Source organism: Aeromonas sp. 160P, from assembly GCF_055193095.1.
Genome location: NZ_JBUXKV010000001.1, coordinates 2,092,228 through 2,113,858 on the forward strand (window position 1 = coordinate 2,092,228; position 21,631 = coordinate 2,113,858).

The following is a 21,631-nucleotide window of genomic DNA, read 5'->3' on the forward strand; positions in this document are numbered from 1 at the left end:
TTCTGTATTACCAGTATCCATAAAAGGACCCCGACCAATGAAGAAAGACCAAGCCATCCAGTTTTTTGGCGGCAGTAACGCTATGGCGCGCGCAGTTGGCGTGACCAAAAGCACTGTATCCGAATGGCCAGATGTCATCCCGGCCAAGTATGCCACGCGCATCCATTTTGCTTCCGGTGGAAAACTTGATTTCGGCCTTGATGACTACCGCCCAGAGCAAACCGAAACCCAGCAGGCCGCCTGACCAGCGACTCGCTTTACCCCGACCACCAGAGGACCAACACCATGGGACGACCAGCCCTGTCTGATCACAAAAAAATGGACACCCTGTCACCCCTGCGAGTGAGAGGCACCGTTGCCCATCGCTCCGTGTGGCAGGAAGTCGGTGCCGAGTGTGGCATGACTGAAACCGCATTTGCCCGCACCTCGCTGCTGATGCTGCTCAATTCCATATCAAAGCATGAGCCACAGATACTGGCGAGAGCCGTCAAACGAGCCAACCGAAGCCTGATTGAGCAGGGTTATCCGCCCGTCACGGTCGAGGAGATCCTGCAAGGGGATGGCCTGCCAGAGTGCGGCCTGCTGACCTTCTCGCCGCGCGATGAGGCCATCTATGACGAGGAGCGCCCCAAGAAGCCGGTGCAAAAGCTCAAAGACCTCATCAACTTCGTTTTAGGGAGATAACCATCATGTTCAGCAATCAAAAAAAACGCCCGACGCCCAAGCACGTCACCGATCGGGATAACGTCATCCTGAAATCTGTCATGCACGAATTGGCATTATTTCTGGACGATGACTCGGTGATCACCATTGCGCAGGCCGCTGGCACTGACCGCACCGCGACCCGGCTTTCCCGCGAGCTGCAGGCCCGCAAGATTGAACGCGCGGAGCACCAGCCCTGCGCATAACCCGTACCGAACAACCCGTGCAAACCATGCCCGCCTAACCATCGGGCTGTTAATCAGGACCTCAACATGACCATGAACCCAACGGCCCCACTGGGCCAACTTCTTTGTGCCGATCTGGATCACTGCCCGATGTGTGGCAGCGAGCTGCGCACCGGTACTGATGACCGCTCCTATGAGTGCCCCGGCTGCGAGTATACGGAGCGGGAGGTATCGCCATGATCTACGGCAGCGTTTGCAGCGGCGTCGAGGCCGCCTCGCTGGCTTGGGAGCCGCTTGGCTGGAACCCTGCGTGGTTCGCCGAGATTGAGCCATTCCCGAGTGCTGCGCTGGCGCACCGCTGGCCGCATGTCACCAACCTTGGCGATATGACCAAGATTGCTACCGCCGTCCTCAAGGGGGATGTTGTGGCTCCCGACATCCTTGTCGGCGGAACGCCATGCCAGGCGTTTTCCGTTGCCGGTGCCCGCGAGGGGCTGGCTGATGACCGTGGTTTCCTGACTATCAAGTACGTGGAGCTTGCCAATGCCATTGATCAAAAACGAGCAGCAGCTGGAGCTGTTCCCTGCATCGCCGTCTGGGAAAACGTCCCGGGCGTCCTCTCGTCCAAAGACAACGCTTTTGGCGCATTCCTTGGCTTCCTTGCCGGGAGCGATATCGAGCTGGAGCCTGGCCTAAAGCCAGAGCAAGGAAAGCAGTCAAAAGTATGGGGTTGGTGCAAAGAAACACGGCAGCACTTCGTTCGCTGGTCAAAGTCTGGTTGTGTGCTTGGACCCCAGCGAGCAATCGCGTGGCGGATCCTTGATGCCCAACATTTCGGAGTGGCCCAACGACGCCGCCGAGTGTTCGTTGTCGCAAGTGCTCGAGAAGGGTTTGATCCCGCAAAGGTTCTTCTTGAGTGCGAAGGCGTGCGCAGGGATTCTGCGCCGAGCAGAGAAGCGGGGAAGGCAGTTGCCGCCCTTACTGCAAACGGCGTTGGAACGTGTGGCGCAGACGACAACCAGGGACAAGCCGGACATCTGATTGCGCAGCATCTTGATGTTGATTGCATCGGCACACTCACGGCAGGGTTTGGAAAGGTTGGAGCCCCAGAGGTGGACGCCTATACCTGCATCCCATGGGCAAACCATGTTGCCGGAACACTCAATGCCAACGGCAAGGCTGCTGGTTCTGCCACACAGCAAGACGCAGAGGCAGGGGTGCTAGTTGTTCACGGCACCCAGTACCCCGACACCAATGTCGAGTTGGCGCACACTATCGGCCGCAATCATGGGCAGGAAAATGCGGTGCTGGTTAAGGGGGTCCGCCGCCTGACGCCGATTGAGTGCGAGCGCCTGCAGGGATTCCCTGATAACCACACCCTGATTCCATGGGCAGTCTATCAGAAGGCCATGCGCAAGGCGGAGGCGTGCATGCCGATCACAGCTACAGACTCAGAGGTTCTGGCTGCGAGAATTGCGGCGCTGTACGAGCCTGGGTTACGCGATCAATCGACAGAAGATTGCCCGGACGGTCCGCGCTACAAAGCGATCGGCAATTCCATGGCGAGACCGTGCATGGAATTCATTGGCCAGCGCATTGACCTGCACCTGTCCGAAATCGACCTTCCAGCTGTCGATGAGGAGGCAGCATGAACACCGTTATCAAATTCCCGGGGCCTGGTGCCCCCATTTCCAAACCTATCAGCAGAGGTAGCAACGTGAGCGAAAACGCCCGCAATGGCTTCCGCCTCGCTTACTCGTCGATGCTGAACGCCCCCTGGTACAAGGACGTAGCCAAGAAGTCAGTGTGGCTGCATTTGCTGCTGGATGCGGCCTACGAGAGCCGTGAAGTCACCTTCAATGGTAACCGCCTTACCATCCATCGCGGCCAGCTGGCTTGCTCTGCCCGTTCGCTCGGTAAAGCGTGCGGGGTATCTGAGGATCAGGCTCGCCGGGCACTGGATTATTTCGAGACGGAAGGGGCGATCAGCAGGACAACCAAGCAGGGCAAGAGTGGCTACACCATCATCAGCCTGCTCAATTTCGATGCGTATCAGCGCGGAGTTTCGCAACACTTTAGCGCGGAGTATGGCGCGGAGTTTGAAGCCGCACCAGATATAGGGTTGGAGGAGGATCTCCAACTCAGCGGTGCTTGGTTAGGTGCGGAGTATCATGCCGAAGATCTTATCATTAATAACAATATAAACTCTGAAGGTAATAAACAGATCTCTTGTTCTGTTTCTGACGAAACAAAACCGGCTAAAAAAACGGCAGAGCCATCAGCCGATTCTCTGGCTGCGCTGAACCACCTCAACGCCGCATGTAGTCGCCGCTATCAGGCCAAGCCCACCACCCTGCAGAACATCAACGCCAGATTGGCGGAGGGCTACGCCGTGGCCGATCTGCAACTGGTGATCGACTTCAAGCGCGAGCACTGGTCTGCAAACCTGAAAATGGCCGAGTACCTGCGGCCAATGACCCTGTTTGCGCCGCAGAAGTTTGCTGGATACCTGGCTGGCGCCCAGCGCTGGGAGCAGATCGGCCGCCCGCGCTGCGTGAACGGCGAGTGGGAGGGCTACGAGGGTAAGCGCAAGCCGATGTCCAACATCGCCGCCGCCCAGCAGCAGGCCCGCGCCCTCATCGAATCGGGAGCTGTCAGCTATGACGACGACACTCCCCTCTAACGTGAAAGCCCTTCCTGCCAACCAAGATGCGCCGCAGATAAGCGATCGCATGGCTGCGTTTATGGCTGAGGAACTGCTGCCGCTGATGGCCGGGAGCTGGCCTGTCAGTGCCAACCAGCTTGATGCCAACGCACGCGGTGTGGCGCTGGCCTGGGGTGGCGTATTGCGTGGGTTCACTCCAGCCCAGATCCGGGAGGTGGTGCTGGATATGGCTGCTGACGTAGATCGCCAGTTCGCGCCCCGCCCTGCTGAGGTTCGGGAGGAGATACTTCGTCGTTTTCCTCCCGCAGTACGGACTGCGCCACGCCAGCTTGAGTTCTCCATCGCGGCGTGCCAGATGGAGGCGACCGTTACCGTGCTGCAGCGTGACGGCGAGGTTACTCGCGATGCAGTGCGGGTCGAGATGGACAGGATACTCACCGACCGCCGCCAACGCGGTTACACCATCACAGGGAGGATTTAGGGATGTTCAACCAAGACGTGATCGCCGCGGTCAAGGCCGCGAAATTTTGCCGGGTGGTGATTTATCCGGCCGTTCGTGGCTGGTGTGGGGAGCGGGTGCTGCTGGAGGTGGCAGACGAAATCTCCGTGCTGGGGCACACCGATTGCCAGCGCGGGGCAGGGCATTGGCTGGTGATTGACACGACGCCTGAGCAAGTAGCGGAGGAGGCCGAACGGCTGAGAGGCGCGCCAGTGCTGGTGTTGCGGGGTGGTGTTGCAAATGGAGCTGTGGATAACTCTGGAGGCGCGGCCCTTGCCAACCCGTGACAAGGGGTATACCGCGCCGTACTATGACTGAGCACGAAAGCCGGACTTAGACCACCCGGCTGATTGACCCAAAGGACCCCTGACCATGACAGCAAAATCGAATACCCGAGATCTATCTGTAGCGACCCAGTTGGGCCGCGTCATCGCCATCATGAGCGACGGCAAGCCACGTACCCTGCGCGACATCGAGCGCGAGTGCTGGCGCCGCTACGGCCAAGCCGATACCCAAGCTGCCATCAGCGCCCGCCTGCGCGAAGTGTGCTGCCACGGCTGGGTGAAACACTCCAGCAACAAGACCATCAACGGCAAGCAGGTGTGGCATTACCACCTGAGCCAGTTCCCCACTGCGGAAGCCGTTGCGGCTAAGGCGGTGGCAGCATGAGAATTTCACTCGCTATCGCATACGCAATCGCTGCCACATCAGCGCATGCTCCGTGGATGCGCTCGCAGCACTTCACATCGTCAGATTCATACTGCATCCCAAACCCGCGCAATGACAGGGCCGCCAAACGCCAGCGTGCCGCCGCCAAGCGCCGCAACAAAGCCAAGCGGGGGTGAGGATGGAGCTCACCCTTCTGAAAATGTCCGGCGGGGTACTTGCCCCGTCCACTCCGGCCGATGCCGAAGCCATCAAGCTGATGCCGATCGGCACCACCATCCTGGCCAAGGGCAAAGGGCGCCGCAATCTGGCGTTTCATCGCCGCTTCTTTGCTCTGCTCAATCTGACGTTCGATTACTGGGAGCCAGCTGGCGGAATGGTGTCACCGGCAGAGCAGGGGATCCTGTCCGGGTTTGTTCGCTATCTCGCCCAGTTTGGCGCTGACAGCGTGCTGGACAAGGCCAAGGATGAGTTTATCGACCAGTTGGCCAGCAGCCGCGTGGAGCGTCATGGCTTCCAAGCGGAGAAGTCGTTTGAGGTGATGCGCAAGTGGCTCACCGTCGAGGCCGGTTATTACACCGTTGTTATGCTGCCTGATGGTGGGATGCGCAAGGAGGCCAAGAGCGTCAGCTTCGCCAAGATGGAGCAGGTCGAGTTCTCAGATCTGTACCGGGCGGTGTTCGGGGTCTGCTGGCGCTATGTGCTGAGCAAGCAGTTTGCCACCGAGGAGGAGGCTGAGAACGCCTGTTCCCAGCTGATGGGGTTCGCAGGATGAGATTCGAGACCAGCCCAATCCGATCCAGTGACCTGCGCGATGGCGCTCGCGGACAGCTCTGCAAGATCCAGCTGGCTGGGGTCTGTATCGGCGGCACTGAAACCACCGTGTTGGCTCACCTGCCAAGCGCTCCGCATGGAATGGCGCTCAAGGGGGATGATTTGGTGGCGGTTGAGGCGTGCTGCGCTTGCCATGACGCCATTGATGGCCGTATCGCCTACGACTGGCAGCCAGGAGAGCGTGAGGAGGTTGTCTATAGCGCCCTGACCCGTCAGCTGCACAGCTGGGTGGTGCGTGAGCTTGTCAGTGTGAAGGGGGCGGCATGATCTACCTGTCCGCCATCGAGGCCAGTCGCCTGCTCGGCAATAACCCGAAAGCCAAAGCTGTCGTGAACAAGGTCAAGAAGGCACAGCAGGTTGATGAGCTGCACGGCAAGGTGCTGGCGCAGCTGGTCGGCTTCCCTGACCCCGCCACTGAGCTGGTGTTCCACCCCAAGCGCCGCTGGCGGCTCGACTATGCCTGGCCTACCTGCATGATCGCCGTCGAGATCCACGGTGGGATCCACTCAGGTGGGCGCCACACTCGCGGCAAGGGGTTTGTGGAGGATCGCGCCAAGATGAACGAGGCCGCCCTGCTGGGGTGGACTGTCATCGAGGCAACGCCAGAACACATCCAATCAGGCCAGCTACGTGCCTGGCTGCTCACCGCTTTCAATCAGGACCAAGACCAAACGAGGACCACCCCATGAGTAATTCACTGGAAATGGCATTGCGCCTGTTCTCGCCCAAAGGGGCGCTCCATGAGCCAACCTCCAGCAACTTCAACGCCCTGGGGCGGGATGATTTTATCGGAGCTCTGCAGGTGGCCGCCAAAAACAACCCGCAGGGGCTCCAGTTCCTGATGGCCGATCACCAGCTCGACGCTGCCGCCATCTCTGAGCTGATGACACATTTTGAGGGTGCGATAGGTAATGCCGAGGCCGGTGGCATGGCGTTGGCTATCCTGCTGCGTCGCCCGCTGCCTGAGCAGTTGGCTAACCTGGTGTCATCCCACCCCCATTACGACAAGGAGCGCCGCCGCGCCGCCGTGGTGATGGAGAAGGCCAAGCGTGCCCACCGGGCCGGTAATGACCACGAATATCAGCGCCTGCTGGCTGAGCGTAACGGGATCTTGTCTCTCGCCCACAACCACTGTGTCGCTGAGATGCTGCAATCCGGCCGCTGCCCGCACTGCAAGGGAACCGGGATCCGCCCCCGCAAGGGTGACGAGTGCCCCAAGTGCCACGGCACAGGGAGAGTCGTGCCGCATGCCGATATGGTGTCGCGCCGGTTCGGCCAGGAGATGCGCCAGCGCGTAGAGCGGCTGGTCGATGAGGTGATCCACCAGGCGTCTGACTTGTCCAAGATAATGGATCGGCAGGTGCGCCAGATGCGGGCGGCGTAGGTTTGGTCAAAATTGAAAAACAAGTGGGGTAGAAGGGTATGCAGAGTGGCGATGAGATGATGAGAGAAGCGTTTCCGGTTGGTAAACTGGTGGACATCAGCTTGAGATTGACCGGTGACCAGGCTGGATTTGCTCTGATCGGGGCCTTGAATGATAACGAAGATGCCAAGGCGCTGTTTTTTGATAATGTATCGGTCGCCAAGGTTGGTTTCACCTCGTATCTTGGCGGGAAAGGCGGTGTTCCTTCGGTTGCCGCGGAGGCATTGCGTCTGCTTGACGAATGCCTGCGATGCCAGCGGGATATGGAGGACTTAAGGCAGTTCCTTTTGTCTCATGCACATAACGGCGCATGCAAACCAGGATAGCCGGTCTAGGTAACAATCCACTACCCTGATTGCTTGAATCCCAACCGCCCCAGCGTTAGTATCTATCAAAGATGGCCAGATTCCCCCGGGACTCTGGCCTTTTTCATTTCTAGCCCGCCATCGTGCGGGCTTTGTCGTTTCTGGAGCGTGTATGGACGCAAGCGGTGGTGATCAGTTGCACCAGGCTGGCAGTTGGATCACCCGCATGGTCGGACCTAACGGCGGGTATCTGTGGATGGTTGCCCTTGCCATATGGGGTGGGACCGTCAGCTACCTGTCGAGATTGAAACAGAGTCCGACCCTCTCGTTCTCTCTGGCTGAGCTGGCTGGTGAATGGGCGATCTCGGGTTTCGCTGGGCTGCTGATGGCCTACCTCTGCACCGAGATGAATATGAGTTGGTACATGACCGCAGTCGCCACCGGTATCACCGGGCACATGGGTGGCCGTGGTCTTTTCATGATCGAGCTGTGGATTAAGCGTCGGCTCGGAATGTCAGATGAGGGGAGACCGCAATGACACAGCGTTGGGTAGAAGAGGCCCGCCGACATATCGGGCTGATTGAAATCAAGGGGCCGAAGCACAACCCGGAAATCGTGGCGATGTGGAAGGCCATCAAGCGGGGCGGGATTAAAGACGATGAAACCCCGTGGTGCGCAGGATTCGTGGGCGCCTGCCTGGAGCGGGTTGGCGTTCCATCCACCCGATTCGAGGGCGCGCGCTCTTATGCCTCCTGGGGGGAGAAGTTGGATAAGCCGGTGGCTGGGTGCGTGGTGGTGTTCAGCCGTGACGGTGGTGGCCACGTTGGGTTCGTTGTAGGGCAGGACCACTCCGGCAACCTGCTGGTGCTGGGCGGTAATCAAGATGATGCCGTGAATGTGAAGGCATTCCCTCGTTCCCGGGTAACCGCATACCGCTGGCCTACTGATGAGCCAATTCCTGGTGGCTCGCTGCCGGTAATGGCCGCTGCCGAGTTTTCGAAGTCAGAGGCGTAGGCGTCAGCCTTGCCAATATCGCCGGGTAACCGGTAACAGCAGAGAGGAGAGTGCGATGGAACACATCGTTGAGGTGGTCATCAACTGGATTGTCATCCTGATGGCCGTGGTAGGGGGCGCATCCCTGGTGGTGCAGGGTCTGGCCAAGATTGCGGCCGTCACCCCATCCACCCGGGATGATGAGATTATCGGGAAGGTAGATGCCTTCTTGGTTGGTCTCATCAAGGTGTTGGACAAGCTGGCCCTGAACCTGCCGGCCGATAAAGCCCGGAAGCAATAACATGAACAGCTTGCTCCAACTGCTCGACATTCTAACGGCCCTTCTGGGCCGTTGGCTTAAGCAGGAACGGGCAAGGGAGGTGCAGGAAAGCTATGACCAAAACCATAGTGACCCACAAGGGCGCTTTGCTGCTCGCTTCGGTGCTGCTTCTGGCCAGCTGCCAGACGACACCAAGCCAAACAGCAAACTGCCCGCCACCCACTCCCAGGCTGACATGGAGCCCCGCCAGTAACGGCGGGGTTTGTCTTTCTGGGGACTCAACGGCCGACCTACTGGACTATCTCGATGCACTGGAGCGATGCGGTGGTTAATGGCGTTACCGTGACCGGGGTTATCACTCACGTTAAGGAGTATGACGGCAGTCATGCCCTGGTTGTTCTCAATACCGGCGTTTCCGTAGTGGTACCGGCAACCCATCAGCCCGTACCCGGCGACACCGTTGTCGAAGGCGAGCTATCTCTCTAAATGGCAAAGACCGACTGGGTACAGCTCAATGCAGAATTCCTGCAGGAGCATGAAGCGACAGGCATCAGTGCAAAAGACTGGTGCGAGAAGCGCGGCCTTACCTACAACTCGGCGCGTCGCTATTTGAAATCTCGGGGGCAATCACCCGCACAACCCGAAAAATCTCGCGTAGCTGCGCAACCTGCGCAATCCGAAGTGCGCAAAACTGCGCAATCTGCGCAAAGTGCGCAACCCAAGGGGAATGAGGCCAAGGCTAAAGGGGGAGAGGGAAGAGGTGGAAGGTCATCTTCATCCACACAATCCCCTGACGACACAGGCCAAAGCTCGAAAAGAAAATCGGGACGCCAGCCAGATGGCCGCTTTGGCATGGGTAATCGTGAGTCAGTCGGAAATCCCGGCAACCCGAGCCCTGTCGCAAAGTGGAAGCCTGGCGACCGGCCTGCGCTGACCCACGGCGGTTACGCCCAGTTCCTCGATGCTGAGGAGTTGTTCGACCAAGCCGAGGAGTTGAAGCTGCGGGACGAGCTGATATTCACCCGAGCTCGCGTCATCTCTGTCACCAAGACCTTGAAGGTCTTGCAGCAGGATTTAACCGAAGCGAAGGAGATGACCGACCGGATCGCGCTCTATGACAAGATCCTGCGGGCGGAGCAGGCACTCGACCGCAACATCCAGCGGATTGAGTCCATCGAGCGCACCTTGAGCATCCTGCGGATCGATGAGGTGACCGGCCCTAAAATCGAGGCTGACACCAAGCGCATCAAGGCGGCCACTCGCAAGCTGACGGCAGAAGCCGACCGGCTGGAGAAAGATGGCGGCAGTGAGTCAACACCTGTCAGTGAGATGCTCTCGGAGCTCCATGACATGGGGACTGGCGGCATGATGTCGTGATAAAATGTGCCGGCGCTATCAGTTGGGGGATGTGATGATAATTTACCGCAAGGACGAAGAAGGGCAGGCGATTTACATTGCTGACTACCCATTGCCTAGAGTGGTATGCGATGACATCGATTCGGGGCGCGAGGTGCAATACGAGTTGCCGCCAGTTATGTCAGCGGCGCGACCGATTGGCTGTGACGCCGCACCTGATTACGCAGCCACCGCCACCCATGAGCGCATCCTCCTTGAGCCATACCGCCTTTACCGCAACGGCGTACTGGTCGAGATGGGCGCCATGATTGCCGATCCCCACCATGTGATGATGTTGGCCGATAACGCCAAGCGGCGCGCGGCAGCCAGGGATGAGTTCAACGCCATCACCACTGCATGGCGAGAATGAGAATAATCACAGCACCCACACCAACCCGCTTCGGCGGGTTTTTTATTGCCTGAGACCCTCCAATGACCGAACTCGACATCTCCGCCATGACTGAGCAGGAGCAGGTTGCCTGCATCCGCGAAAAGCTCAGCGATAAGTGGTGGCGGATGAACAACCTCTACATGATCGAGAATGAGCAGGGCAAGCTGGTGCGCTTCCGGCTGCGTCCGGCGCAGGAGCTGCTGTTCAAGACCATGTGGTGGCTGAACATCATCCTCAAAGCGCGTCAGCTCGGGTTCTCCACGGCGATCGATATCTACTTGCTGGATGAGGCGCTGTTCAACAAGAACATCAAGTGCGGGATCATAGCTCAGGATCTGACGGCGGCAGGCGAGATATACCGCACCAAGATTGAAGTGCCCTTCGATAACCTGCCCGGCTGGCTTAAGGCCCAGTTCAAGGTGGTGACCCGACGCGGCGGGGCCAATGGTGGTCATATCCTGTTCCGGCACGGCTCCAGCATTCAGGTGGCCACCTCTTTCCGCTCCGGTACCGTCCAGCGCCTGCATGTGTCAGAGCACGGCAAGATCTGCGCCAAGTACCCGGAGAAGGCCAAGGAGGTGCGAACCGGTACTCTCAACGCCATTCACCCAGGGGCGATCGCCTTTATCGAGAGTACGGCGGAAGGTGTTGGTGGTGATTTCCACGCCATGAGCATGAAATCGCTAGAGCTGTCCCGCTCAACCGGAGATCTGACTCAGCTGGATTGGAAGTTTCATTTCTTCGCCTGGTGGCAGGACCCTAAGTATCGCGCAGATGTTCCGGCGACCGGCGTGGTGATGAGCAAGACGCAGGCGGAATACTTCGCCGCGGTTGAGAAGGCGATGGGCTGCACCATCAGCGATGAGCAGCGCCAGTGGTACGTACTCAAGGAGGCTAACCAGGGCGCAGAGATGAAGCAGGAGTTCCCCAGCACGCCGCTGGAGGCCTTCCTGACCTCTGGGCGTAGGGTATTTGACCCCATCGTAACGATGGAGGCTGAGGGCGATTGCATGGCTCCTCTCATCGTCTACGACATGAACCCCGTCACCGGCAAGCGCGAGAAGGTTCGCAAGCCTGAGAAGCTGGACGAGCAGGGCCAGCGCTCCCTTGAAAATATGCTGCTGGTGTGGGAGCTGCCAGATCCAGAGGAGGATTACGCCATTGGCGCTGACGTGGCGGAAGGTCTAGAGCACGGTGACCGCTCCAGCTTTGACGTGATCGCCAAGAGTGACGGGCGTCAGGTGGCCCACTGGTTCGGCCATCTTGATCCCGGCATGTTTGCCCAGCTGTTGGCCCATGTCGGCAAGTTCTACGGCACCGCAGAGCATGGCCCCGCCTATATCGGCCCTGAGCGTAACAACCACGGCCACGCCGTCCTGCTCAAGCTGCGTGAGCTCTATCCTACCCGCCGCATCTACACCCAGGAGTATATCGACCGGGATCGGGATGATGAGACCCAGCGCCTCGGCTGGCTGACCACCCGCCAATCCAAGCCGATCGTGGTGGATGGTCTCAAGGCCCTGCTGCGTGCCGGGCAGGCCGGGATCCGCTGGATAGGCACCATTTCCGAAGCAACCACCTACGTCTACGACAAATCCGGCAGCATGAACGCCCAGACCGGCTGTTATGACGACCAGTTGATGAGCTACATGATTGCCCAAGAGATGCGCGCCCGCATGCCTGCCCGCATCGTCAAACCCGAATCCACCCGTAAACCCAAGCATTGGATGGCCAACTGATGATCAACTCACAACCCAAAGCCCCCGAAAAGGGCGGCCTCGACACGCAGAAGCTGCTCGCGCTGATGAGCGATATCAATGGCCAGCCAGACTGGCGAAGCCTTGCCAACCGCTCCTGTGCCTACTACGACGGCGACCAGCTGCCGCCTGAGGTGATCAAGGCGCTCAAAGAGCGGGGTCAGCCCATCACTATCCACAACCTGATTGCCCCGACTATCGACGGCGTACTTGGGATGGAGGCTAAGAGCCGCACCGATCTGATGGTTATCGCTGACGACCACGACGACGAGCTCGAGCAGCTGGCCGAAGCCGTCAACGCCGAATATTCCGACATGTGCCGCCTCGGCGGGCTGGATCGCGCCCGGGGCGAGGCATACGGCGGCCAGATTAAAACTGGCTTGGGCTGGGTTGAGGTGTGCCGCCGTGGCGATCCGTTCGGCCCGCGCTACAAGTTCAGCAACGTCCACCGTGACGAGGTGTATTGGGATTGGCACAGCCGAGAGCCAGATCTCAGCGACTGCCGTTGGCTGATGCGCCGCCGCTGGGTTGATTTGGATGAAGCCAAGACCATGTTCCCGAGCAAGGCTCAGGCGCTGGAGTGGGGCGTCAACGATTGGGAAGGCATGGTCAGCCTGACCGCCATAGAGGGACTGGACCCCAACCTTGTCAGCGCCTATGACGAATGGAGCCAGTTCAGCGGCAAGGAGGTCGAGTGGTGCAGCCGCGAGCGGGATCGCGTCCTGCTGCAGGTAGTCTACTATCGCACCTACACCATGCGTCAGGTGCTGATGCTCGACTCTGGCCGTGCGTTGGAGTTTGACAAGAGCAACCAACTGCACCTCGCCGCCATCGCCAGCGGTCGCGCCAGGCTGGAGCGCTGCCCGGTGGCTGTGATCCGTGAGTCGTGGTTTGTTGGCCCTCATCACTTGGTCGATCGTCCCTGCGGTGCGCCGCACAACATGTACCCTTTGGTGCCGTTCTGGGGGTATCGCAAGGACCGCACCGGCGAGCCTTATGGCCTGATTGCCCGCGCCATGCCCGCACAGGATGAGGTGAACCTGCGCCGCATCAAGCTCACCTTCTTACTGCAGGCCAAGCGCGTCATCATGGACAAGGACGCTACCAACATGAGCCGTGATCAGGTGCTGGAGCAGGTGGAGCGCCCGGATGGCTATATCGAGCTCAACCCTAACCGCGCCAACAAGACCAGTGTGAGCGACGCCTTCAAGGTGGAGCAGGATTTCAACGTTGCCGCCCAGCAGTTCCAGGTGATGCAGGACTCGGTGAAGCTCATTCAGGATACCATGGGGGTTTATGCCGCCTTCTTGGGTCAGGGTTCGACCGGACAATCTGGCGTTGCCATCAGCAACCTTGTGGAGCAGGGCGCGACCACCCTGTCGGAGATTAACGACAACTACCGGATGGGCTGCCAGCAGGTAGGGCAACTGGCGCTGGCCTATCTGCTTGAGGATATGGCCAGCAAGCGCAACTACAAGGTAACCGTCAACCGCGACGACCCGCGCCGCCGCAAGGCTGTGGTGATCAACGTGGAGCAGGAAGGGGGCAAGCTGACCAACGATGTGACCCGGCTGCGAGCCCATATCGCCCTGGCGCCCATCCAGCAGACCGCCGCCTACAAGCAGCAACTGGCCGAGCGAATGACGCAAGCCATGTCCCAGTTGCCGCCAGAAGCCGCCGCCGCCTGCTTCGATTTGCTGGTCGAGCTGATGGATGTGCCGCGCAAGGCTGAGTTTGTGGAGCGGATCCGCAATGCCCTGAACATCCAGAAAGACCCGGAGGAGATGAACGAGGAGGAGCGCGCCGCCGCAGAGCAGCAGGCTCAGCTTGCCCAGATGCAGCAGCAGATGGCCATGCAAGAGATGCAGGCCAAGCTGGCTGAGCTGGAAGGCAAGGCCGCCAAGTGGCAGGCAGAGTCCCAGCGCATCACCAAGCTAACCGACTCTATCCGCTTCGAGGACGCCCTCAAACAGGCCCAGACCGGCAAGACGCTGCAGGAGATGGAGCAGCTGGCCGCCCAGCAGCAGGCGATGAAGACAGAACAGGCAGCCCTTCAAGCCCAGCTGTTGGACACCATTCAGCAGCAGATTGACGCGATCGCGCTCTGATAGTTGCTTTCCTAATCGCCCAGCGTTAGGATTTCTCCATCATGGCCCAGTCTTTCGAGATTGGGCCTTTTCATTTCCAGACCCGGCCATTGTGCCGGGTTTTTTATTTGGAGCAGGCAATGACTGACCGCCAGCAGATTGATGCCGAGATGGAGCGAGATATTGAGGTACTCGGACTGACCGCGCCGCGCGTGACCCCTGAGCAGATCGATGCGCTGATGCGTGGTGTTCGCTATGAGGTGCAGGTTGTGCCTGGCACTACCACCACGCTGGCCACTGCCATTGCTGCCAACGGCTTCACCCTTGCCATCGGCATGACAGCCTGCGTCGATCCGGCCAACTTCAATGCAGAGCTTGGCGCCAAGTACGCCATCAAGGATGCCGAAGCCAAGGCCCGCCAAGAGCTGTGGAAGCTGGAAGGCTGGCGGCTTAAGTGTCTCCTCGAGGTGCCGGTCCGCGTTATCGACAGGGCCATTGATAGCGATGAGATGGCGCGGCTTATTGAGATGCCTTGCGGCATTATTCACAACAACAGTCTCAGTATTGGCCGATACAGTGTTAGCGAGGTGCGAGGCGTTGATGGTGGAAGCCCCAAGACTGGCCACGTTGAGCGCATGCACCAAGAACAAGAGCAACTGGCCGAGCGCACCAGCAAGCTGGAATCGTTCACAGGGACGATTAGCTTTTGCGCGCTGAGCGCAGATGAGCAGAACCGCATGAAGCGCCAGCTGGTTGCCATGCGTGAATATCTTGCTGCGCTGAACGAGCGCATTGCCGCAGCGACGAATCCCTAGCGATAGACGATAGCAGCAGCCTTTGCCCGCCTTGTGCGGGCTTTTTTATGCCCAGCCCCAGCCGGGGAGCGCTTTCAGTGAGAGCCTTCCCCCGCTTGGGCAGCGATACCACCCACTGAAAACCCACGAGGACGACCATGAATACGAGCATCGATAACCTGACCGGGACTGAAAGCCTGGACGAACTGGAAGCCATGCTGGCCGATATTGAGCGAGCGCCCGATGTTGAGCTGGACAATGGCACTAGCACCAAGCAAACGGACGTACAACCCGCGCCGTCGGCGGGCGAGGTGGCAGCCGGTAACGAACAAGCCGCAGCCAATCAGGTTGAGGAACAGGCCAGCGCACCTGAAAAGGTCGTTATGGCCAAGAACGGTCAACACACCATCCCGTATGAAGTGCTGGAGCAGGCGCGCAATGAAGCCAAGCAACTGCGTGAGCAGTTGACTCAGGCGCAGCAGGCCCAGGTGGAGCGGGATAAGTTGCAGGCGCTGCTGGAGAAGAATGGGATCGACCCATCGGTTGACCCTGACCGCATTAGCAAGGAAGAGCTTGAGCAGCTGGCGCAGGACTACCCGGATATCGGGAAGGCTCTGATGGCAGTTGCCAGCAAGCTCGACAAGCTGGAGCCGCAGGCCGCGTCGCAACAGGTTCAACCATCCGCCAACCAGGTACAGGCCGCACTGCAGGCGGTACCTGATCTGGCAGCATGGCGTGATGGCGACCAAGACCGCTTCGATATGGCCCTCACTATCGATGACAAGTTGCAGGCAGACCCCGCGTGGAGCAACAAGCCGCTGGCGGAGCGATTCGCAGAAGTGGCTCGCCGCACCAAGCTGGCCTTTGGCGACGAGGTTGAAGCGCCTCCCGCCAAGGCACCCGGCAAGGCGGCAGAGAAACCCGCTGATCACATCCCGTCCAGCCCATCAGAACTCGGCCAAACCCATCACGCACCGGCAACGGGCGTCGAGCGTTATGGCGCCATGTCTCAGGCCGAACTGGTCGGGGAGTTTGGCTCCATGAGCGAAGCCCAGATCGAGGCGCTGCTGGAGCAATCCGGGTTCTAACCCCACAACCCCGTTTACATCAATCAACCCCGGCCAATGTGCCGGGGTTTTTGTTTTCATGTAGGAGAGGATCATGACCCAAGTCACCTCGGCGCAAGCCAACAAGATTTTGCAGGCCGCCCTGTTTACAGCGGCCAACCGTTCCCACTCGCTGGTGAACATGCTGACCGAAGAAGCCCCTAAGGGAGCCAAGGTCAACGGCGGCAAGCAGACCAGCGCAGGCGCTCCGGTGGTTCGTATCACCGACCTGTCCAAGGTTGCTGGCGATTCCGTGGATATGCAGCTGTTCCATCAGCTCTCTGGCCGCCCGACCATGGGCGACAAAAAGCTGGATGGCCGCCTGGAGTCTCTGTCCTTCGCTGACTTCGGTCTCAAGGTCAACCAGACCCGTCACGGCGTGGATGCTGGCGGCAAGATGAGCCAGTCCCGCACCAAACACGACCTGATCAAGACTGCCCGTGTGCTGCTGGGTGATGGCTACTACGGTCGGCTGGTTGATCAGCGCGGCTTTGCCCAGCTGGCCGGTGCCCGCGGTGATTACTCCGCGACCGATATCATTCTGCCGCTGGCGGATGATCTGGAATTTGCCGACATCATGATCAACCCGCTGACCGCGCCAACCTACGAGCGCCACTTCTTTGGCGGTGACGCGACCAGCTTCGAGTCCATTGATGCGGCTGACCGCTTCAACCTTGGCTGCGTGGACAACATGTCGCTGGTCCTGTCTGAGATGGCCAACCCCATCCAGCCGATCCGCATGGTCTCCGACCCGTCCGGTGGCGAGCCGCTTTACGTGCTCTATGTCACCCCGCGCCAGTGGCACGACTTCTACACCTCCAGCTCCGGCAAGGACTGGCAGGCGATGCTGGCGTCCGCGATGGAGCGCAGCAAGGGCTGGAATCACCCCATCTTCCGCGGTGAAGGTGCGATGTGGCGCGGCATTCTGGTCAAGCCCTACAAGGGCATGCCGATCCGCTTCAATCAGGGCAGCTCCGTCAAGGTGTGCGCCGCCAACTCCGCGACAGGAGTGGAAGTGGACAAGGTTGCCGGTACCACCATCGACCGTGCCGTGCTGCTGGGTGGTCAGGCGCTGGCTAACGCCTTCGGCTCTGGCGAGCAGGGCGGCTCCTTCGGCATGCACGAAGAGAAAACTGACCACGGCAACAGCACCGAGATCTCCATCAGATGGGTATCCGGTCTGCAGAAGATCCGCTTCAAGCAGCGCAACGGCAACATTCAGGACCATGGCTGCATGGTGCTGGATACCGCCGTCAGCGCCGTCGCTCGCTAAGCCACCCACCCGAGTGAGGGGGTTGATACCCCCTCCTGTTGATATCTGACCAGACAAGGAGCCATATCATGGCCAAAACTACCCTGCTCGCCCGAGCGTACCGTTGGTTTATTGGTTCGTTCGGCAACCTCTCTATCTCCCCGACCCTGGTGGCCAAGCTGGCGGCTGTGCCGTCCGGTGATGTCGTCGCGTTCGGTGACAAGGTGGAGCCCAACCTGAAAGTGGTTGGTGCCACCCTCATCAGCAGCGCGCTGGGCGCAAGTACCAACCTCACGGTCACCGTCGGTTCGACGGTCATCATCAACGCCGAGAGCACGGTGGCGGCGGTGGCCAAGTATTTCCCGGTGGACGATCTGATGACACTCCCAGACCAGGAGATCACCCTCACAGTCGGCGGCGGTGCGGCAACGGGCACGGTCAAGCTCAAGCTGCACTATGAGGTGATCGGCAACCTGTAAGGCCGCCCGTCACGCCATGCCCGGCCCAGTGCCGGGCTTTTTCATTTCTGGATTGGAGATATTGCCGTGAGCGACAAAATTGCCGTGGTTTATATCGGCGACAAGCCGAGCAAGAAAGACACCGTGACCGGATCCCGCCTGGTGTTCCCGCGCCACACTGCGGTTGATGTGGAGAGCCACATTGCCATGCAGCTGCTGGAGTTCCCCACCGTCTGGATCCGCCATGACGCGCTGGCTGGCGCACTGGAGCGACAGGAGACCATCGCCAAGGTGGAAGCGAAAGAGCAGGAGCGCCTTGCTGCCGAAGTCGCCCGCCTTGCCGAAGAGCAGAGCTTTGTGGTTGGCACGATCGATCTGGCCAAGCTCAGCTCTGCCCAGTTGGCGACCCTGGTTGAGGGGGAGGATTTGGGCGTCGAGCAGCAAGGCGCGAAAGAGAAGGTTGACGAATATCGCATTCGTGTGCGTGACGCTCTGAAAGCCAAGCAGGCCGCCAAGGTGGAGGGCTAAGCATGCAGATGGTGCCCCGCGAGCAGTTCCTGCCTACCGTCAGGCTGCACATCACCGGCCCGCTCGAGATGCTGCTGGAGGAAGCGGTAACCGAGGCGGCAATCACCTTCTGCCGCGAGTCAGAGCTGATCACCCTCGATCGCCTGCTGCCAAGTGCGTCAGCTGGCAGCCTTGAGGCGGTGTGCAATGTGGACGGGGTTACCTCCTGCAATGTGCTGCACCTCACCGAAGATGATGGCGTACCACTGGACTCTGGGCGTGACTACTTCGCCATGTCTGCCAACGAGCTGAGCATCCTGACCGACCTCAGTAATGTGCGGATCTGGTATGTGGCGGCCCCGGTAAAAGGCGCCAAGGAGCTGCCAGCGCAGCTCTACAACGACCACGCTGAGGCCATTGCCCACGGCGTGGCCGCACTGCTCTATGCCCAGCCAGACCGTCCTTGGTCTGACCCCAAGCGGGCCAGCTTCCATCGCGCCGAGTTTGTCGAGGGGTGGCGTCGTGCTGGCCGGTTCCGCAAACAGCACAGCGCCCCAACGCAAGTCGAGTTCTACAACCCGCCCCGCAAACACAGCTTTTTCTAAGGAGTCGCCATGGCTACCGTGCCTATTGCAACCATCATCAAGCGGGTTAACACCCTGCTGGTCGATCCGACCTTTACCCGTTGGCCCAAGCAGGAGCTGCTGGACTACTACAACGATGCCACCAAGGCGATCGTGCTGGTTCGCCCCGATGCCCACACCAAGAACGTCGAGTTTATCTGCGCAGCGGGCACCAAACAGGCGCTGCCAGCTGACGCCCTGCGGCTGGTTGAAGTGCTGCGCAACGCCAACGGCAAGGTGGTTCGATTTGTGCCGCGCAAGGCGCTGGATGACAGCTATCCAGACTGGCACTCCGGCAAGATAGCGACCTCTGTGGACAACTACACCTACGAGGAGCGCGACCCCAAGACCTTCTATCTGCATCCCGGCCCGGCCGCCGCGGTCAAGGTGGACGTGATCTACTCGGTCGCCCCGCAATCCAAGCTGCTGGCCGATGTGGAGAGCGTCAGCACCCCGGCACTGGCCGATCTGGATGATATCTACATCAACCCGATCATCGACTTCATGCTCTACCGCTGCTTCTCAAAGGATGCCGAGTACGCCGCCAACAGCAACCGTGCGGCCGGTCACTACAACGCATTCCTGCAGCAGCTGGGCGAGAAAACCCAGGCTGACGCCAATATGGAGGCCCGCCAGCAGGCTGGCTTTAACCGGGTAACAGGGCAGTAAGGGGCGCATAGATGGCTGGAGTGTGGAAGCGTGACGGCACTGTAGCCGTCACCAACGGCAGCAAGAAGGTGACCGGTACCGGAACCACCTTTGCAGATGCCAAGAACGGGGTGGCCAAGGGCCACCTTTTTTGTATGACCACCGGCACCACGGTTGATCTCTATGAGGTCGATTACGTGGTGTCAAACACCGAGCTTCATCTCGTGCAGGCATTCCGTGGCACCACTGGCACCGGCAAGGCTTACGAGATCATTACCACCTTCTCTGACTCCATCCCGGAGTTTGCACGCAAGCTTAACGCTTCACTGTCCTACTACCAGAGCCAGTCTGATATGGTTCAGCAGTTGTTTACCAGCGATGCGGCAGAGATCACGGTAACCGCCCCGGACGGCACAACTCACAAGCTGATCCCTTGGAAGCGAGTAACCAGCGAGGGTGAGGGCCAGGCGGCGCGGGCCAAGGCCGAGGCCGACCGCTCCAAGACCGAAGCCGATCGCTCGGGCACAGAGGCCGACCGTGCAGCCGGGATAGTGGCTGCGGCAGCGCTCCCCCTGCCGGATGTGTGGGCGCCGCTCTCTGACAGCCTGCGAATGATCACCGGATATGGGCGGGATGTGCTGGTTGGTTCGGATGTGGTGGCGCGGATGGTGAATTTCAGCCGGAGCACAACAGCGTCATACAAAGGAAAGGATGGGCAGCAAAAATCAGCAGCCGTGAATGAACCGCGCTTTGAGCGAGAGGGGTTGCTGAGTGAGTTGCAGAGCACAAATCTAATACAAACTCCAGGCACACTAACGACGCAGACAATTCAGGTTTCAGCTGGGACGCACACATTGTCGTTTTTTGGTGTCGGGTCTGTCACCTTGTCTGGAGCTGCGACTGGCACTATTGCTGGTGTGGGGGCGAGTGACAGGGTGGCTATGACATTTACTGCTACAGCAGGGGCGCTTACGTTAACCGTTGCTGGGGCGTGCTCAAACGGGCAGATTGAAGCACTTCCGTTTGCTACGTCATATATGCAGCCATCCGGCGCCGCAGTGACACGAACCCCTGATGCCGCGTACCTGCCAGCCGCTGGTAATAGATTCGCTTTCCAAGGGTTCACTGTTGCGTTTGAGTGGGACTTGCTGAGTGTCAGCGACAGGATAGCAGATAACCGACTGATAGACCTCGATAACGACGCATCATCAAACCGCCACTATGTCGGAGTTTCTCAAGAGCGTCGCCTAGTGGCGATGTTCGGAACAAACAAAATTGTTTCACAATCCGCTGTGATGTCAGGTCTCTGCGTACTTGTAGTGAACGGGTCCAGTTTTTCTCTGTACAACAATGGAGCGAAGATTGGGACTGCAACAGTTACAGGAAGAGCTGAGGCTGCAAATGCCAAGTTGTATCTGCTTTGTAACAACACGGGGCTGTTTCAAAGTGCGGGCCACATGCGAAATCTGCGTATCTGGCACAGAGCGTTATCTGAAGCACAAATAAAGGCAATCGCATGACCGACTTTATCGACCTCAACTTAAAAGCGGCCGATAAGGCCGCCATGAACAAATCGCTGCTGACCGCTGGCTTTATCAAAGACCCTGAGACCGGCACTCTCTATCACCCCACTGCCAGCTTGCAGCTGCTACCCCACGGCATGGTCACTCGCCCAACTGGCGAGGTGACTGTTGTCGATGGGGTGGAGATTGCAGTGCGCGAGCCAGTACCTGGCTGTCACGCCAACGTGCGCACCCAAGACCCCGCGATGGCCGCCGCGCTGGCGCCGGTGACTGTCATCGTGGATACGCCCCAGTATGTCTGGGCCTCTAAACTGGAGGCATCATGATCGTTCGTCTCGAACCTGTCACGGCGATCGTTGTCGCCGTGCTGCTGGGCTGGGCGTGGAATACCGCCACAGCCCCCGGGCCGGTGTGCCAAGTGCAGGAGTTGCACCAGGGAAAAGCTGTACTGGTGCCTTATCCCTGCAAGGATGTGTTACAGCCAGCCAAGTGAGCCTTGCCTACTGGCGCTGTCAGCGTTAGGATTTACCCATCATGG

At 59.5% G+C, this 21,631-nt stretch carries 33 protein-coding genes; all 33 read left to right on the forward strand.

What is annotated here, in order from left to right; all coding sequences use genetic code 11:
- The first annotated feature begins 37 nt into the window (after positions 1 to 37).
- The 33 genes from ACY8FN_RS09940 (at position 38) to ACY8FN_RS10100 (ending at position 21,586) form a co-directional block, all read left to right on the forward strand.
- Complete coding sequence (locus tag ACY8FN_RS09940) at positions 38 to 244, forward strand: Cro/CI family transcriptional regulator (RefSeq protein WP_139729125.1); 207 nt, start codon at positions 38 to 40, stop codon at positions 242 to 244.
- Between the two features lie 41 nt (positions 245 to 285).
- Entirely contained in the window at positions 286 to 684 is a 399-nt protein-coding gene (locus ACY8FN_RS09945) for a hypothetical protein (RefSeq protein ID WP_463099904.1), read from the forward strand.
- Positions 685 to 689: 5 nt separating this feature from the next.
- Entirely contained in the window at positions 690 to 908 is a 219-nt protein-coding gene (locus ACY8FN_RS09950) for a hypothetical protein (protein ID WP_463099905.1), read from the forward strand.
- Between the two features lie 66 nt (positions 909 to 974).
- Complete coding sequence (locus ACY8FN_RS09955; RefSeq protein WP_463099906.1) at positions 975 to 1,127, forward strand: hypothetical protein; 153 nt, start codon at positions 975 to 977, stop codon at positions 1,125 to 1,127.
- The gene (locus ACY8FN_RS09960) at positions 1,124 to 2,539 is read left to right on the forward strand and encodes a DNA cytosine methyltransferase (protein ID WP_463099907.1); all 1,416 of its coding nucleotides are present in this window, start codon (positions 1,124 to 1,126) and stop codon (positions 2,537 to 2,539) included. Before ACY8FN_RS09955 ends, ACY8FN_RS09960 begins: the two co-directional genes overlap by 4 nt.
- The gene (locus tag ACY8FN_RS09965) at positions 2,536 to 3,570 is read left to right on the forward strand and encodes a conserved phage C-terminal domain-containing protein (RefSeq protein WP_463099908.1); all 1,035 of its coding nucleotides are present in this window, start codon (positions 2,536 to 2,538) and stop codon (positions 3,568 to 3,570) included. Before ACY8FN_RS09960 ends, ACY8FN_RS09965 begins: the two co-directional genes overlap by 4 nt.
- 61 nt (positions 3,571 to 3,631) lie before the next feature.
- Positions 3,632 to 4,033: a hypothetical protein gene (locus ACY8FN_RS09970; protein WP_463099909.1), complete on the forward strand. Its 402-nt coding sequence runs from the start codon at positions 3,632 to 3,634 to the stop codon at positions 4,031 to 4,033.
- A gap of 2 nt (positions 4,034 to 4,035) precedes the next feature.
- Positions 4,036 to 4,338 (forward strand): hypothetical protein, encoded by a 303-nt coding sequence (locus ACY8FN_RS09975; RefSeq protein WP_463099910.1) that lies wholly within the window; start codon positions 4,036 to 4,038, stop codon positions 4,336 to 4,338.
- Positions 4,339 to 4,423: 85 nt separating this feature from the next.
- Positions 4,424 to 4,720 (forward strand): hypothetical protein, encoded by a 297-nt coding sequence (locus ACY8FN_RS09980; protein WP_463099911.1) that lies wholly within the window; start codon positions 4,424 to 4,426, stop codon positions 4,718 to 4,720.
- 178 nt (positions 4,721 to 4,898) lie between these two features.
- Entirely contained in the window at positions 4,899 to 5,492 is a 594-nt protein-coding gene (locus ACY8FN_RS09985) for a DUF1367 family protein (protein ID WP_463099912.1), read from the forward strand.
- Complete coding sequence (locus ACY8FN_RS09990) at positions 5,489 to 5,818, forward strand: nuclease domain-containing protein (RefSeq protein WP_463099913.1); 330 nt, start codon at positions 5,489 to 5,491, stop codon at positions 5,816 to 5,818. The genes ACY8FN_RS09985 and ACY8FN_RS09990 overlap by 4 nt, the downstream gene beginning before the upstream one ends.
- Complete coding sequence (locus tag ACY8FN_RS09995) at positions 5,815 to 6,240, forward strand: hypothetical protein (RefSeq protein WP_463099914.1); 426 nt, start codon at positions 5,815 to 5,817, stop codon at positions 6,238 to 6,240. Before ACY8FN_RS09990 ends, ACY8FN_RS09995 begins: the two co-directional genes overlap by 4 nt.
- A complete protein-coding gene (locus tag ACY8FN_RS10000) occupies positions 6,237 to 6,935 on the forward strand; it encodes a TIGR02642 family protein (RefSeq protein WP_463099915.1) in 699 nt (232 codons plus the stop codon). The genes ACY8FN_RS09995 and ACY8FN_RS10000 overlap by 4 nt, the downstream gene beginning before the upstream one ends.
- 38 nt (positions 6,936 to 6,973) lie before the next feature.
- Positions 6,974 to 7,300: a hypothetical protein gene (locus ACY8FN_RS10005; protein WP_463099916.1), complete on the forward strand. Its 327-nt coding sequence runs from the start codon at positions 6,974 to 6,976 to the stop codon at positions 7,298 to 7,300.
- A gap of 151 nt (positions 7,301 to 7,451) precedes the next feature.
- Positions 7,452 to 7,817 carry a phage holin family protein gene (locus ACY8FN_RS10010; protein ID WP_463099917.1) on the forward strand — a complete coding sequence of 122 codons (366 nt, stop codon included), beginning with the start codon at positions 7,452 to 7,454 and terminating at the stop codon, positions 7,815 to 7,817.
- Positions 7,814 to 8,293 carry a TIGR02594 family protein gene (locus ACY8FN_RS10015; RefSeq protein WP_463099918.1) on the forward strand — a complete coding sequence of 160 codons (480 nt, stop codon included), beginning with the start codon at positions 7,814 to 7,816 and terminating at the stop codon, positions 8,291 to 8,293. The genes ACY8FN_RS10010 and ACY8FN_RS10015 overlap by 4 nt, the downstream gene beginning before the upstream one ends.
- 55 nt (positions 8,294 to 8,348) lie before the next feature.
- Positions 8,349 to 8,573, forward strand: coding sequence for a hypothetical protein (locus tag ACY8FN_RS10020; RefSeq protein WP_069556117.1), 225 nt, complete (start codon positions 8,349 to 8,351; stop codon positions 8,571 to 8,573).
- A gap of 1 nt (position 8,574) precedes the next feature.
- Positions 8,575 to 8,805 (forward strand): hypothetical protein, encoded by a 231-nt coding sequence (locus ACY8FN_RS10025; protein ID WP_139729141.1) that lies wholly within the window; start codon positions 8,575 to 8,577, stop codon positions 8,803 to 8,805.
- A 53-nt stretch (positions 8,806 to 8,858) separates the two neighbouring features.
- On the forward strand, positions 8,859 to 9,038 hold the full coding sequence (locus tag ACY8FN_RS10030) for a hypothetical protein (RefSeq protein ID WP_205756326.1): 180 nt from the start codon (positions 8,859 to 8,861) through the stop codon (positions 9,036 to 9,038).
- Positions 9,039 to 9,929 (forward strand): terminase, encoded by an 891-nt coding sequence (locus ACY8FN_RS10035; RefSeq protein WP_463099919.1) that lies wholly within the window; start codon positions 9,039 to 9,041, stop codon positions 9,927 to 9,929. It abuts the gene before it with no gap.
- 31 nt (positions 9,930 to 9,960) lie between these two features.
- The gene (locus tag ACY8FN_RS10040; RefSeq protein WP_463099920.1) at positions 9,961 to 10,317 is read left to right on the forward strand and encodes a hypothetical protein; all 357 of its coding nucleotides are present in this window, start codon (positions 9,961 to 9,963) and stop codon (positions 10,315 to 10,317) included.
- Positions 10,318 to 10,379: 62 nt separating this feature from the next.
- Complete coding sequence (locus ACY8FN_RS10045) at positions 10,380 to 12,077, forward strand: terminase (protein WP_463099921.1); 1,698 nt, start codon at positions 10,380 to 10,382, stop codon at positions 12,075 to 12,077.
- Positions 12,077 to 14,203 carry a portal protein gene (locus ACY8FN_RS10050; RefSeq protein ID WP_463099922.1) on the forward strand — a complete coding sequence of 709 codons (2,127 nt, stop codon included), beginning with the start codon at positions 12,077 to 12,079 and terminating at the stop codon, positions 14,201 to 14,203. Before ACY8FN_RS10045 ends, ACY8FN_RS10050 begins: the two co-directional genes overlap by 1 nt.
- A gap of 41 nt (positions 14,204 to 14,244) precedes the next feature.
- Complete coding sequence (locus ACY8FN_RS10055; protein WP_463099923.1) at positions 14,245 to 14,997, forward strand: Gp49 family protein; 753 nt, start codon at positions 14,245 to 14,247, stop codon at positions 14,995 to 14,997.
- A 137-nt stretch (positions 14,998 to 15,134) separates the two neighbouring features.
- Positions 15,135 to 16,064, forward strand: a complete 930-nt coding sequence (locus ACY8FN_RS10060; RefSeq protein ID WP_463099924.1) for a hypothetical protein — start codon at positions 15,135 to 15,137, stop codon at positions 16,062 to 16,064.
- Between the two features lie 73 nt (positions 16,065 to 16,137).
- Positions 16,138 to 17,355, forward strand: coding sequence for a phage capsid family protein (locus ACY8FN_RS10065; RefSeq protein WP_463099925.1), 1,218 nt, complete (start codon positions 16,138 to 16,140; stop codon positions 17,353 to 17,355).
- 68 nt (positions 17,356 to 17,423) lie between these two features.
- Positions 17,424 to 17,813: a hypothetical protein gene (locus tag ACY8FN_RS10070; RefSeq protein ID WP_139729150.1), complete on the forward strand. Its 390-nt coding sequence runs from the start codon at positions 17,424 to 17,426 to the stop codon at positions 17,811 to 17,813.
- Between the two features lie 66 nt (positions 17,814 to 17,879).
- Positions 17,880 to 18,320 carry a hypothetical protein gene (locus ACY8FN_RS10075; RefSeq protein WP_463099926.1) on the forward strand — a complete coding sequence of 147 codons (441 nt, stop codon included), beginning with the start codon at positions 17,880 to 17,882 and terminating at the stop codon, positions 18,318 to 18,320.
- A gap of 2 nt (positions 18,321 to 18,322) precedes the next feature.
- Positions 18,323 to 18,904 (forward strand): hypothetical protein, encoded by a 582-nt coding sequence (locus ACY8FN_RS10080; RefSeq protein WP_463099927.1) that lies wholly within the window; start codon positions 18,323 to 18,325, stop codon positions 18,902 to 18,904.
- Between the two features lie 9 nt (positions 18,905 to 18,913).
- On the forward strand, positions 18,914 to 19,591 hold the full coding sequence (locus ACY8FN_RS10085) for a phage adaptor protein (RefSeq protein ID WP_463099928.1): 678 nt from the start codon (positions 18,914 to 18,916) through the stop codon (positions 19,589 to 19,591).
- An 11-nt stretch (positions 19,592 to 19,602) separates the two neighbouring features.
- On the forward strand, positions 19,603 to 21,090 hold the full coding sequence (locus ACY8FN_RS10090; protein ID WP_463099929.1) for a LamG-like jellyroll fold domain-containing protein: 1,488 nt from the start codon (positions 19,603 to 19,605) through the stop codon (positions 21,088 to 21,090).
- The gene (locus ACY8FN_RS10095) at positions 21,087 to 21,419 is read left to right on the forward strand and encodes a hypothetical protein (protein WP_463099930.1); all 333 of its coding nucleotides are present in this window, start codon (positions 21,087 to 21,089) and stop codon (positions 21,417 to 21,419) included. Before ACY8FN_RS10090 ends, ACY8FN_RS10095 begins: the two co-directional genes overlap by 4 nt.
- Positions 21,416 to 21,586, forward strand: a complete 171-nt coding sequence (locus tag ACY8FN_RS10100) for a hypothetical protein (RefSeq protein ID WP_463099931.1) — start codon at positions 21,416 to 21,418, stop codon at positions 21,584 to 21,586. Before ACY8FN_RS10095 ends, ACY8FN_RS10100 begins: the two co-directional genes overlap by 4 nt.
- Positions 21,587 to 21,631 lie beyond the last annotated feature (45 nt).